The sequence below is a fragment of the Reyranella sp. genome, from assembly GCF_017305915.1.
Lineage (GTDB): Bacteria > Pseudomonadota > Alphaproteobacteria > Reyranellales > Reyranellaceae > Reyranella.
The window spans coordinates 18419-30806 of sequence record NZ_JAFKJN010000047.1; the positions used below are offsets into that span (position 1 = coordinate 18419).

The following is a 12388-nucleotide window of genomic DNA, read 5'->3' on the forward strand; positions in this document are numbered from 1 at the left end:
GAGCCCATGCGCCTGAGCTGGCGCGACTTGGGAATGCCGCGCGCCGATCGGGCGCACGGCAAGGCGGTCGAGATCTCGGGCTTTCCGGCCACGATCCTGCCGACACCGACCGCGGATCATTTCCTGATGATGGCCGAGCCCGGCTGCTGCGCCGACTGCGTGCCGAACAACCCTCTCGCGGTCGTCGAGATCGTGGCCGATCGGCCGCTCAAGCTCGGCAACGGCGCGGTGCGCTTGAGCGGCACGTGGCAGGTCTCGGTCGATCCGGACGGCTGGCGCTATCAGCTTCACGCCGCCGAGGTGATGCCCGGCATCTCCCGTCGCGCTGTACTGGCCGCGAGTCCGCTCTTCTGCTTGCCGGTGCCGGCGATGGCGCAGACCGACGGCACGGCCGTCGACCTGCACAGCCATGGCGGCAATCTGATCAAGGCAAGCTACGGACGCGACAGCCTGCTCGATGTCGCGACCCCGATGCGCAACGGCGGCATGTCCACGATCTGCCTCTGCATCGTCGGCGACGGACCGGTCCTCAACGTTTCCAGCGGCCGCATCCGGCCCAGTCGCGACCCGAAGCCGGGCGAGCTCTACGACGCGAGCAAGATCCAGTTCGCCAAGCTCCACGAGCTCATCCGCAGCCAATCCATGGCCATCGTCAGGACCGCGGCCGACCTGCGCGCCGCGCGGGCGAGTCAGCCTTCGGTGATCGTGACGTCGGAAGGCGCGGACTGGCTCGACGGCAAGATCGAGCGCCTCGACGAGGCCTATCGGCGCTGGCAGCTGCGTCAGCTCCAGCTCACGCACTACCGGCCCAACGAGCTGGGCGACATCCAGACCGAGCCCAGCGTGCACGGCGGGTTGACCGATTTCGGGGCCGAGGTCATCCGTCGCTGCAACGCGATGGGCATCGTGGTCGACGTCGCCCACGGCACCTTCGACCTCGTCAAGCGCGCCGTCGCCACCACGACCAAGCCGATGATCCTGTCGCACACCGCGCTCAGCGACCGGCCGTATCCCTGGACCCGGCTGATCACCTCCGATCATGCCCGCGCCATCGCGTCGATCCGCGGCGTGATCGGCATTTGGCCGGTCACCCAGGTCGCCAATGTCGCCGCGTACGCCGAGAGCATCGCCCGCATGGTCGATGTCGTGGGCGTCGACCATGTCGGCATCGGCACCGACCAGCTCGGTCTGCAGGGGCCGAGCGCGATGCCGAGCTACGCCGACCTGCCGCAACTCGCAGCCGCCCTGTCATCGCGCTTCAAGCCGGCTGAAATCTCCAAGCTGCTGGGCGGCAATTACCGGCGGGTATTCGAGACATGCATCGCCTGAGGGGCTGCCTCACGCGGCTGTGAGGCGCCGCAGGAGCACCGGTACGATAGGGTTTTCCCGTTTCGGGACAACGCCTCTCTCAAGGAGACCCGTCATGGCCGTCCTTAACGTCAACGGAAAATCCGTCCAGGCGAGTGCCGATCCGCGTACGCCGCTCTTGTGGGTGCTGCGCGATACGCTCGGCATGACCGGCACCAAGTACGGTTGCGGCATCGCCCAGTGCGGCGCCTGCACGGTTCACATCGACGGCGTGGCGACGCGCTCCTGCCAGGTGCCGCTGAGCGCCACCAACGGCAAGAAGATCACCACCATCGAGGGCCTCGCCCAGGACGGCAAGCTCAACAAGATCCAGGCGGCCTGGCTCGCCAACGACGTGCCCCAGTGCGGCTACTGCCAGAGCGGCATGATCATGGCGGCGACGGCGCTGCTCGCCGCCAAGCCTAACCCGACCGACGCCGACATCGACGCGGCCATGACCAACGTCTGCCGCTGCGGCACCTACCAGCAGGTGCGCGAGGCGATCCACGCGGCCGCCAAGGCCTAATCGGGGGAGGTCATCATGACGATCCAGACATCACTCGGCCGCCGCGGCTTCCTGGCGAGCACCACCGCTGCCGGTGCCTTCTCGCTCGGCTTCTCCTTCCCCTGGGCCTCGGCGCAGGCCGCCGAGGTGCAGGAGCTCAATGCCTGGGTGGTGATCCATCCCGACGACAAGGTGGTGATCCGCATCGCCCGCTCCGAGATGGGGCAGGGCACCCTGACCGGCCTCGCCCAGCTCGTCGCCGAGGAGCTCGAATGCGACTGGTCGAAGGTCACGACCGAGTATCCGACGCCGAGCGAGAACGTGCGCCGCAACCGCGTCTGGAAGAACTACTCGACCGGCGGTAGCCGCGGCATCCGCGAGAGCAACCAGTATGTCCGCGAGGGCGGCGCCATCGCGCGCGAGATGCTGATCGCGGCGGCGGCGGCCGAATGGAAGGTGCCGGCGGCCGAGTGCAAGGCGGCCGACAGCAAGGTGACGCACAGCTCGGGCAAGTCGGCGACCTACGGTCAGCTCGCCGCGGCGGCGGCCAAGCTCGAGCTTCCGAAAGAAGTGAAGCTCAAGGACCCGAAGGACTGGAAGGTCGCCGGCAAGCCGCTGAAGCGGCTCGACACCCTGCCGAAGCTGACCGGCCAGATGACCTACGGCATCGACATCAAGATGCCCGGCATGCTGACGGCGTCGGTGCGCGCCTGCCCGGTGCATGGCGGCAAGCTCAAGAGCTTCGACGCCGCCAAGGTCGAGAAGATGCCGGGCGTGAAGCAGGTGCTGTCGATCGACAACAACGCCGTCGTGGTCGTCGCCGACACCTACTGGAACGCCAAGCAGGCGCTCGACAAGCTGCCGGTCGAATGGGACGTCGGCAAGCTGGGCGAGGTCCAGCAGGACCAGATCACCGCCATGCTGAAGGAGGGCCTCGGCGCCAGCGAGGCCTTCGTCGGCAACAAGGCGGGCGACGCCAGGGCCGCGATCGACGGCGCGGCCAAGAAGGTCGAGGCGGTCTACAGCTTTCCCTGGCAGCACCACGTCAACATGGAACCGATGAACGCCACGGCGCGCTTCACGCGCGAGAAGTGCGAAGTGTGGTGCGGCACCCAGAACGGCGAGGCGGCGCTCGCCGCCGCGGCCGAGGCGGCCGAGCTGCCGGTCGCCAAGTGCGACGTCTACAAGACCATCCTCGGCACCGGCTTCGGCCGGCGCGGCCGGGCCGACTACGTGCGCCAGGCGGTGCTGGTCGCCAAGCAGATGCCAGGCACGCCGGTGAAGCTGATCTGGTCGCGCGAAGAGGACATGACGCACGGCACCTACCATCCGACGACGATGTGCAAGCTGACCGGCGGCCTCGACAAGGACGGCAACCTGGTCGGCCTGCATGTCCGCATCTCCGGCCAGTCGATCCTGGCGGCGCTGCTGCCGCAGAACCTGCAGAACGGCATGGATCCCGCGGTCTTCCAGGGCTTCGCCAATGGCGGGCCGGAGGCGGCCTACGGCTACACCGTGCCGAACCTGCTGGTCGACCATGCGATGCGCAACCCGCACCTCACGCCGGGCTTCTGGCGCGGCGTGAACACCAACCAGAACGCCGTCTACATGGAGTGTTTCATGGACGAGCTGGCGGAGGCGGCCGGCCAGGATCCGCTGGCCTTCCGCATGAAGATGCTGAAGCCCAAGTATGCCGCGGTGCTGAAGGCCGCGACCGACAAGGCGGGCTACGGCAAGCCATTGCCGGCCGGCCACTTCCACGGCATCGCGCAGATCATGGGCTACGGCAGCTACGTCGCCGGCGTGGCCGAGGTCTCGGTCAGCGCCGACGGCGTGCTCAAGGTCCACAAGATCACCGCCGCCACCGATCCGGGCCATGTCGTCAACCCGGCGCAGATCGAGCGCCAGGTGGCGGGCTCGTTCGTCTACGGCCTGTCGGCGGCGCTCTACGGCGAGATCACCCTCAAGGACGGCGCCGTCGAGCAGACCAACTTCGACAGCTACAACGTCATGCGCATCGACGAGATGCCCAAGGTCGAGACCGTCCTGGCGCCGTCCGGCGGCTTCTGGGGCGGCGTCGGCGAGCCGACCATTGCGGTGGCCGCGCCCGCGGTGCTGAATGGCATCTACAAGGCGACCGGCAAGCGCGTGCGCGAGCTGCCGCTGATGCACCAGGAGCTAAAGAAGGGAGCCTGACACGGCCACCCGTCGTACCGTCCTCAAGCTGATGGCGACCGCCGGCCTCGCGCCGGCGGTCGTTTCCGCTCAAGGGGCTGCGAAAGTCGTCGTCGTGGGCGGCGGCTTCGCCGGCGTCGCCTGCGCGCGCGCGCTGCACAAGCTCGCTCCCAACCTGCAGGTGACGCTCGTCGCCGGCAGCGAGACCTTCAGCGCCTCCCCGTTCAGCAGCTCGGTGATCGCGGGCCTCCGCGAGCCGGCGCAGCAGGAGTTTGCCTATGACCGCGTCGTCGCGAGCGGCGTGCGCGTGGCGACGGAGGCGGCGATCGCCGTCGATCCGGCCGCGCGGACCGTGGCGCTGGGCGGCAGCAACAGGCTTGCGTACGACCGGCTGGTGATCGCGCCCGGCGTCGGGATGAACTGGAAGGCGATCCCTGGTTACACCGAAGCCGCCGCCGAGAAGATGCCGCACGCCTGGACCGACGAGCGGCAGGCCGCGCTGCTGCGGCGCCAGCTCGAGGCGATGCCCGACGGCGGGCTGGTGGTGATCTCCGCCCCGGCGACGCCCTATCGCTGCCCACCGGCGCCCTACGAGCGCGCCAGCCTGATCGCGCACTATCTCAAGGCCAACAAGCCCAAGTCGAAGGTGATCATCCTCGACGCCAAGGACACGTTCTCGAAGCAGCACCTGTTCCAGGAGGCGTGGACCGCGCTCTATCCCGGCTTGATCGAATGGGTGCCGCTCGGCAAAGGCGGCAGCGTCAGCGCGGTCGATCCGGCGACGCTCACGGTCAAGACCGACTTCGAGGACTACAAGGCGGCGGTCGCCAACATCGTGCCGCCGCAGCACGCCGCGCCGATCGCGGCGGCCGCCGGCGTCGCCGACCGCACCGGCTGGTGCCCGATCGAGCCGGTCGGCTTCGAATCGACCTTGCAGCCCGGCATCCATGTGCTGGGCGACGCAGCGCTGATGGGCGCCATGCCCAAGGCCGCCCACGCCGCCGCCGCGCAGGGCAGGGTTTGTGCCGCGGCCGTCGTCGCCCGGCTGGCCGGCCGCGCGCCGGACGAGCCGGCGCTCGAGAACGTCTGCTACAGCCTTGCCGGGCCGCAGTGGGGCTTCGTCGAGACCAACAGGTACCGGCCCGAGAACGGCCTGCTCACGGCGGTGGCCGGTGCGATCAACACCAGCCCGCTCGGTGCCCCGCCGGGAATGCGCGAGCAGGAGGCTGATGAGGACGAGACGTGGTTCCGCACGCTCACCGGCGAGCTGTTCGGATGAGCCGCGCGCTCGCAGCCCTGCTGCTTCTGCTGCCCGGTGCCGCCGTCGCGCAGCAGGACTCGATGCCGTCGCTGACCGGCAAGCCGGGCGATCCGGCGCGTGGCCGCGCCATCGTCGCCAACCGCACCGTCGGGCTTTGCCTGCTGTGCCATGGCGCACCGATTCCCGAGGAGCGCTTCCAGGGCAACCTGGCGCCGAGCCTCGCCGGCGCCGGCTCGCGCGCGACACCGGATCAGCTGCGGCTGCGCGTGGCCGATGCCGCGCGTCTCAATCCCGACACGATCATGCCGCCCTATTATCGGGTGGACGGCCTCACGCGGGTCGCCCGGAGTTTCCAGGGCAAGACCATCCTCACCGCCGAGCAGATCGAGGACGTGGTCGCCTACCTCGCGAGCCTGAAGGACTGACATGACACTTCGTCGTCCCGAGTCGCCGTTTCGCCGCCTTGGCGGCGAAAGCGGCTTGAGCGAAGCGAAGTCGAGGGACCCGTTCTTTCGGCAACGAAGAAAAGGCCGCTCTACTACGCTCGGGGCGACGGTTGGCAGGCGCGCCTTCCTTGCCCACGCTGCCGCCGTGGCCGCCAGTGTGACAATCGTGCCTTTCGCCGCGCACGCCACGCCGGAGGCGCTGGCCGCGGCCATCAAGGAAGTGACGGGCGGCAAGCCTTTGCGCGAGGGCAAGGTCACGCTCGACCTGCCGCCGCTGGTCGAGAACGGCAACACCGTGCCGCTCAGCGTCAAGGTCGACAGCCCGATGACCGCCGACGACCACATCAAGGCGATCCATGTCTTCAACGAGAAGAACCCGCAGCCGCACGTCTTCAACGCGTGGCTGTCGCCGGCCAACGGCCGGGCCTTCATCGCTACCCGCATCAAGCTCGCCGACGCCCAGAAGGTCGTGGCGATCGCCGAGACCGGCAAGGGCGAATTCTGGACGGCGCATGCCGAGGTGATCGTCACCATCGCCGCCTGCATCGAGGACATCACCTGATGGCCAACGTCCTGGTCAATGCGCCCAAGACGGCGAAGAAGGGCGAGATCGTCGAGATCAAGGCGCTGATCATGCACGTCATGGAGACCGGCTACCGTCCCGGCACCAACGGCCGCATCATCCCGCGCAACATCATCGGGGACTTCACCGCGACCTGGAACGGCCGCGAGATCTTCCGGATGAAGATGTCGCCGGCGATCGCCGCCAATCCGTTCGTGTCGTTCGCGGCCATCGCCAGCGAGAGCGGCACCATTGCCTTCCGCTGGAGCGGCGACGAAGGCTTCGTCGCCGAGCACCAGGTCAGCATTACGGTGACATGACCGGCCTGCGGCTGGCGGCCGTCTTGCTCGCGGTGTTCGCAGCCTCCTTCGCGCTGGCGCAGGGCGACCCGCGCCGCTCGGGCTATCGGGAGATGGGCCCGGCGCTGCAGAAGATGCAGGACGACGACGCCGCCAACCCCGCGATGCTGTTCGTGCAGGCCGGCGCCGCGGCCTGGGCCGAAAAAGCGGCGGCGGGCAAGTCCTGCGCCGACTGTCATGGCGATGCCACGGCCAGCATGAAGGGCGTCGCCGCACGCTATCCGGCGTTCTCGGCGGAGGCCGGCAAGCCGATCGATCTCGAGGGTCGGATCAACCTCTGCCGCACGACGCACCAGCAGGCCGAGGCGCTGGCGCCGGAAAGCGACGGGCTGCTGGCGCTCAGCGCCTACGTCGCGTTGCAGTCGCGCGGCCAGCCGATCGCGCCGCCGGACGATGCCCGGCTCTCCAACCTGCGTGCCGAGGGCGCCGAGCTCTACAAACGCCGCCAGGGGCAACTCAATCTTTCGTGTGCCAACTGCCACGACGACCATGCCGGCCGGAAGCTCGCCGGCGCGACGATTCCGCAAGGCCATCCGACCGGTTATCCGATCTATCGCCTGGAATGGCAGGCGCTGGGCTCGCTGAAACGCCGGCTGCGCAACTGCGTGATCGGCATGCGCGCCGAGCCCTGGTCGTACGATGCGGCGGACTATCTCGCGCTCGAGAGCTTCCTGATGCAGCGCGCGAAGGGCATGGCGATGGACGCGCCCGGGGTGCGTCCCTGACCGGTCCGTCGCATTGACGCCTTGCGCGACCTTCCCTAAGACCCGGGCTGGATGATCCGACGCCGGACGCTGCTTCTTTCCGCGCCAGCCGTCTCGTTGGCGCCGGCTTCCGGTCGCGCGCAGACGATGTCGGTGCGGCTCGGCACCTCCGTCGAAGGCGGCGGGTTCGTGCTCTATGCCGCGGCCCTGCTCGATGGCCTGCGAGCGGTCGATCCGATCCTCGACATCCGGATCGTCGAGACCAAGGGCTCGAGCGAGAACGCCGAGCAGCTGCAGAGCGGCGATCTCGACATCGGCCTGGTGAGTGGCGAGGTCATGTACGAATGGCTCACCCGGGATCGCAGCCGGCCCAAACTCAAGGTTGTCAGCGTGATCTATTCCACGCCCGGCATGTTCGCCGTGCGCCCCGACTCGCGCTTTCGGCGGATCGGCGATCTCAGGGGCCGGCCGGTGGTATGGAGCCCGAAGGGCACCGGCAGCTCGGTGCAGGCGCGTTACGTGATGGACGGCCTCGGCCTCGACGTCGACCGCGACTTCGAAGCGATCTATCCCGAGCGCTTCACCGACGGACCGGCGATGGTGATCGACCGGCGGGCGGTGGCGTTGTGGGGCAGCGGCTATCGCTGGCCGGGCTTCGTCGAGCTCGCCAACCAGCCGGGCGGTGTGCGCTTCGTCGTGCCGGCGGGGCCGGAGATCGTGCAGATCCGGACCAAGTATCCGTTCCTCGCCCAGCTCATGATCCCGCCGGGCCTCTATCCCGGGCAGTACGATCCGATCATCACGGTCGGCGCCTGGAGCTTCCTATTGGCCCGCCCCGACCTCGACGATGCCGTCGGCTATCGCCTCGCCAAGTCGCTCTACAAGGTCGAGCGGGCGGCGCTGCCGTCCAAGTACACGGCGCAGACGACGGCCCGGAACACGCTGGCCGCGGTCAGCTCGCTGAACGAGCTGCAGTCCGGGGTCCTGCGCTTCTATCGCGAGGCCAAGCTGGCTCAGTGAGAATTTTCCGCGGGCAGCGGCGCCGGTAGATTTTCCTGCCGCCGGACCCCGCGCAATCGGCCACCGCTTTCATTGAGGCCGAGCCCGCGTCCGCTTAATGATTTGGGCATGTTCGCCCGTCTCCTCGCCGACGAAACGGCGCTCTGGACCATCGCCGCCGCCGGCCGGGTCGAGGGCTGTGTCGTGCGCGAGCGGGGGCGCTGGCGCCTCTCCTGGTTCGACGGCGCCGACGGGCGCCTGACCAGCTATGCCGGCCCGGTCGACGGTGATCTCGAGGCCCTGGCGGCAGCCCTCGAGGCGCGGCTCGGGCGGCCGGTCGAGCTCACCGCCCATTGAGATTTGGGCCGGCCGGCCCGAAAGTGACCCCATGAGCAATGGCCAGGAGATGGACGCCATCGATCGCAAGATCGTGGCGCTGCTGCAGGAAGACGCCAGCCTGTCGCTGGCCCAGATCGCCCATCGGGTCGGGCTGTCGCAAAGCCCGTGCTGGAAGCGCATCCAGCGGCTGGAGAAGGCCGGCGTGATCCTGCGCCGGGTGGCGCTGGTCAATCCCGAGTCGATCGGCATGGGCCTCACCGTGTTCGTGTCGATCGAGACCGGAGACCATTCGACCGCCTGGCTGGCCCGCTTCGCCCAGACCGTGACGGCGATGCCCGAGGTCATGGAGTTCTACCGCATGGCCGGCGACATCGACTACATGCTGAGGGTGGTGGTGCCGCACATGCAGGCCTACGACGCCTTCTACAAGCGGCTGATCGACACCATGCCGCTCAAGAACGTGACGTCGCGCTTCGCCATGGAGCGCATCAAGTCGACGACCGCCTACCCTCTGCCTGCCGAAACCAAGGCGCCGCGCAAGCGCTAGAGCGATTTCCGGGCAGATGGAACCGCTCGCGGTTCCATCTGCCCGGAAATGCGCGCACGGGGGTTGTCGTTGCAGCAGGCATATTCCGTTCGGCTGATTCCAGCCGAACGGAATATGCTCTAGGACGTTGGACGGCGCCGCGCGCCGGACGGTACGGTCTGGAACCAATACCACCCAGGAGCGTTTCCATGTCCGTGCATGCGCTGAAGACCGGGAAGGTCGCCAACCTTCGCGCCAAGGTGTCTCCCGAGGAGTGGCAGGCCCGCGTCGATCTCGCCGCCTGCTACCGGCTGACGGACCTCTACGAGATGACCGACCTGATCGCCAACCACATCTCCGTGCGCGTGCCGGGCGAGCCCGATCACTTCCTGATCAACGCCTACGGCCTGCTCTACGACGAGATCACCGCGTCGAGCCTGCTCAAGATCGACCACGACGGCAACATCCTCAGCAAGCCCGAGTTCGTCGGCGGGGTGGAGTACGGCGTCAACCGTGCGGGCTTCGTGATCCATTCGGCCATCCACATGGCCAAGCCCGACGTGAACTGCGTGATCCATACGCACACCTGGGCGGGCATGGCGGTGTCGACCATGGAATGCGGCCTGCTGCCCAACACCCAGACCTCGATGCGCTTCGCCAAGATCAGCTACCACGACTACGAAGGCGTGGTGATCGACACCAAGCTGCGCGAGCAGCTCGTGACCGACCTCGGCGATAACAACGCCATGATCCTGCGCAGCCACGGCCTGCTCACGGCCGCCAAGACGATTCCCGAGGCGTTCAACGCCATGCATCGCCTCGAGCTCTCCTGCAAGACGCAGATCGCGGCGATGTCCTGCAACACCAAACTGATCGAAGTCCCGGCCGACGTGGTCGAGGCGACCTATCAGAACTACCAGCCGCAGGTGCGCCGCCCGTTCGGCGTGCTCGATTGGCCGGCGTTGCTGAGGAAGCTCGACCGCATCGATCCGGGCTTCCGCGACTGACTTGTCCGATACGCCGCACGCCTCGATCAAGGCGTTCGCCGTCGTCGCGTGCGGCTATTGGATTGCCCCCAATTACCGGCTGGTCGCCTGGCTGCTGACCGTCAGCCTGGCGATCCTGGTCGGCGCCAATGTCGGCATCGCGCTCTGGCTCAACGTCTGGAACCGCGACTTCTTCAACGCCCTGGAGAAGAAGGACCTTCCGCTTCTCTTCGATCTGCTCTGGATCCTCGCCGCGATCGTGATCTCGGCCGGTATCGGCGTCGCCATCCAGCTCCATCTCAAGCGCCGCCTGCAGATGAACTGGCGGACCTGGCTGTCACACACCACGGTCCATCGCTGGCTGCACTCCGGCCGCCAGTACCAGCTCGGCCTGCTGGCCGACGAGATCGACAATCCCGACGGCCGCATCGCCGAGGACATCCGCGTCTCGACCGAATTCGCCGTCGAGTTCGCCGCCTCGATCCTGCAATGCATCCTCCAGCTCATCACCTTCCTTGGCGTGCTGTGGACGCTGTCGGGCGATTTCCACATCGCGCTGTTCGGTGCCGAGAGGAACATCCCGGGCTACATGGTGTGGTGCGCGGTGGCCTATGCGCTGATCGGCTCGCTGCTGACCTATGCGCTGGGCCGCGGCCTGATCGATGCCGGCAACGTGCGCCAGGGCCGCGAGGCCGACTTCCGCTCCGTGCTGACCCGCGCGCGCGAGCATGCCGAGGGCATCGCCCTGATGCGCGGCGAGGAGGACGAGCGCGAACGGTTGCGCGGCTCGCTGTTCGACCTGCGCACGGCCTGGAACCGCCAGACGCGCGGCCAGGGCAATCTCTCGCTGCTCACCAGCTCGCTCGCCTACCTCGCGCCGATCGTGCCGCTGATCGTCGCCCTGCCGCGCTATCTCGGCGGCCAGATCCAGCTCGGCGGCCTGATGCAGACGGCGCAGGCCTTCTCGAGCGTGCAATGGGCGCTCAGCTGGCTGATCGACAACTTCCCGAAGTTCGCCGAATGGCGCGCCTCGACCAACCGGGTGGTGCACCTGCATGTCGCGCTCACCAACCTCGAGGCCACTGCCGAGGTGGGGGAGAACGAGCGGATCACGGTGCATCCGGCAACGGAGGACGACCGGCTGCTTCTGCGCGAGCTGGGCGTGGCCCGTCCCGACGGCGTGATGCTGGTCGCCGAAGCCGAGGTCGAGATCAAGCGTCCTGAGCGGGTGCTGATCCGCGGTCAGTCCGGCAGCGGCAAGAGCACCATCATGCGCGCCGTGGCAGGTGTCTGGCCGTGGGGGCGCGGCGCGATCCACCTCCCGACCGGCAAGATCACCTTCATGCCGCAGAAGCCGTACTTTCCGCTCGGTACCCTGCGCGACGTCATGCACTACCCCGAGGCGCCGGAGGGCATCACCGACGATGTCCTGAAGGACACGCTGCACAAGGTCGGCCTCGATCACCTGCGCGATCGGCTGGACGAGACCGAGCGCTGGGACCAGATCCTGTCGGGCGGTGAGCAGCAGCGTGTCGCCTTCGCCCGCACCCTGATCCACAAGCCGGACTGGATCTTCATGGACGAGGCGACCTCGGCGCTCGACGAGGTGGGACAGGAAAACGTCATGAAGCTCCTGATCGAGGAGTTGCCGGAGACGTCGGTGGTCAGCATCGGCCACCGGCCGGGCCTCGAGCTCTTCCATACCCGCGAGCTCACGCTGGTGCAGGGTGAGGAGGGTGCCAGGCTGGAGGCGCTGCAGGCCCTCGCCGCGCCGCGCGCCCTGCGCGATGTCTATCGCCGCATGTCGGCGGCCAGCCGCGGCCACCGCCGCACGCCGGGCTTCTGGGCCAACCTCGCGATCAACCTGCGGCAGCAGCGTGGCCGGCGGGCCTGAGGATATCATTGATATCAATGATATCGAGGGGTGGGATGGATTCCGGACGAATCGCCCGAAACGCAAGCAGGCGTGCATTTCAGGCGTCCGGGTTTCCGGCCGGACTCCGGCTGGACAGGGCCGGACGCCCCCTGGACTAGGGCTTGTTGAGATTCAGGATTCCACAAGAAGCTTGATTGTGATTCAAGCTTGCGATGGACCGCTTTGTACTGACAGACGCCCAGTGGGCGAAGATGGAACCGCATTGCTTGGGCAAGCCGATGGACCCCGGGCGTAGCGGGAGCG

The 12388-nt window shown here is 67.9% G+C and carries 13 protein-coding genes; all 13 read left to right on the forward strand.

Going from position 1 to position 12388, the window contains the following annotated elements:
- The first annotated feature begins 6 nt into the window (after positions 1-6).
- The 13 genes from J0J01_RS31790 (at position 7) to J0J01_RS31850 (ending at position 12103) form a co-directional block, all read left to right on the forward strand.
- Complete coding sequence (locus J0J01_RS31790) at positions 7-1329, forward strand: membrane dipeptidase (protein WP_296387653.1); 1323 nt, start codon at positions 7-9, stop codon at positions 1327-1329.
- 94 nt (positions 1330-1423) lie between these two features.
- Complete coding sequence (locus tag J0J01_RS31795) at positions 1424-1873, forward strand: (2Fe-2S)-binding protein (RefSeq protein ID WP_296387654.1); 450 nt, start codon at positions 1424-1426, stop codon at positions 1871-1873.
- A 15-nt stretch (positions 1874-1888) separates the two neighbouring features.
- Entirely contained in the window at positions 1889-4048 is a 2160-nt protein-coding gene (locus J0J01_RS31800; RefSeq protein ID WP_296387655.1) for a molybdopterin cofactor-binding domain-containing protein, read from the forward strand.
- Between the two features lie 31 nt (positions 4049-4079).
- A complete protein-coding gene (locus tag J0J01_RS31805) occupies positions 4080-5306 on the forward strand; it encodes an FAD-dependent oxidoreductase (RefSeq protein WP_296387656.1) in 1227 nt (408 codons plus the stop codon).
- The gene (soxX, locus tag J0J01_RS31810) at positions 5303-5713 is read left to right on the forward strand and encodes a sulfur oxidation c-type cytochrome SoxX (RefSeq protein WP_296387657.1); all 411 of its coding nucleotides are present in this window, start codon (positions 5303-5305) and stop codon (positions 5711-5713) included. Before J0J01_RS31805 ends, soxX begins: the two co-directional genes overlap by 4 nt.
- A 1-nt stretch (position 5714) precedes the next feature.
- Positions 5715-6296, forward strand: a complete 582-nt coding sequence (locus tag J0J01_RS31815; RefSeq protein WP_296387658.1) for a SoxY-related AACIE arm protein — start codon at positions 5715-5717, stop codon at positions 6294-6296.
- Positions 6296-6616 (forward strand): thiosulfate oxidation carrier complex protein SoxZ, encoded by a 321-nt coding sequence (gene soxZ / locus J0J01_RS31820; RefSeq protein ID WP_296387659.1) that lies wholly within the window; start codon positions 6296-6298, stop codon positions 6614-6616. Before J0J01_RS31815 ends, soxZ begins: the two co-directional genes overlap by 1 nt.
- The gene (soxA, locus tag J0J01_RS31825; RefSeq protein ID WP_296387660.1) at positions 6613-7380 is read left to right on the forward strand and encodes a sulfur oxidation c-type cytochrome SoxA; all 768 of its coding nucleotides are present in this window, start codon (positions 6613-6615) and stop codon (positions 7378-7380) included. Before soxZ ends, soxA begins: the two co-directional genes overlap by 4 nt.
- 51 nt (positions 7381-7431) lie before the next feature.
- Positions 7432-8379 (forward strand): TAXI family TRAP transporter solute-binding subunit, encoded by a 948-nt coding sequence (locus tag J0J01_RS31830; protein ID WP_296387661.1) that lies wholly within the window; start codon positions 7432-7434, stop codon positions 8377-8379.
- 108 nt (positions 8380-8487) lie between these two features.
- Positions 8488-8715 carry a hypothetical protein gene (locus tag J0J01_RS31835; protein WP_296387662.1) on the forward strand — a complete coding sequence of 76 codons (228 nt, stop codon included), beginning with the start codon at positions 8488-8490 and terminating at the stop codon, positions 8713-8715.
- A 49-nt stretch (positions 8716-8764) separates the two neighbouring features.
- Positions 8765-9244, forward strand: coding sequence for an Lrp/AsnC family transcriptional regulator (locus tag J0J01_RS31840; protein WP_296387666.1), 480 nt, complete (start codon positions 8765-8767; stop codon positions 9242-9244).
- A gap of 188 nt (positions 9245-9432) precedes the next feature.
- On the forward strand, positions 9433-10230 hold the full coding sequence (locus J0J01_RS31845) for a class II aldolase/adducin family protein (RefSeq protein WP_296387663.1): 798 nt from the start codon (positions 9433-9435) through the stop codon (positions 10228-10230).
- Between the two features lies 1 nt (position 10231).
- Positions 10232-12103, forward strand: a complete 1872-nt coding sequence (locus tag J0J01_RS31850; RefSeq protein ID WP_296387664.1) for an ABC transporter ATP-binding protein/permease — start codon at positions 10232-10234, stop codon at positions 12101-12103.
- The last annotated feature ends 285 nt before the right edge of the window (positions 12104-12388 follow it).